Source organism: Microbacterium sp. DT81.1 (assembly GCF_049844955.1).
Lineage (GTDB): Bacteria > Actinomycetota > Actinomycetes > Actinomycetales > Microbacteriaceae > Microbacterium.
This window is the reverse complement of the sequence record NZ_JBNCMA010000043.1, coordinates 1-212: the sequence shown is the minus strand read 5'-3', so window position 1 is coordinate 212 and position 212 is coordinate 1. Positions and strand designations below refer to the sequence as shown.

1 protein-coding gene is annotated in these 212 nt (G+C 68.4%); it reads right to left on the bottom strand.

Annotated elements, in window-relative coordinates:
- Positions 1-185, bottom strand: a 185-nt coding sequence (locus tag ACLQ2Q_RS22265) for a hypothetical protein (protein ID WP_425824097.1), incomplete at its 3' end; no start/stop codon positions are given.
- Positions 186-212 lie beyond the last annotated feature (27 nt).

Below are 212 nucleotides of genomic sequence, written 5' to 3'. Positions count from 1 at the left end.
GCGAATGCCACCGGAATCGTCCCCCAGCCCGGCGTCTGACGCACCAGCGCGATGTCGGTCAGACCGTTCCCGTTGAAATCACCGGTCACCAGTCGAACCCCCGGGGTGTTCGCCCAGGACCCGATGAAGTTCGGGGCGCCGCCGTTGGTGATGTCCCAGTTCCCGTCGCCGCGCGCGAATGCCACCGGAATCGTCCCCCAGCCCGGCGTCTG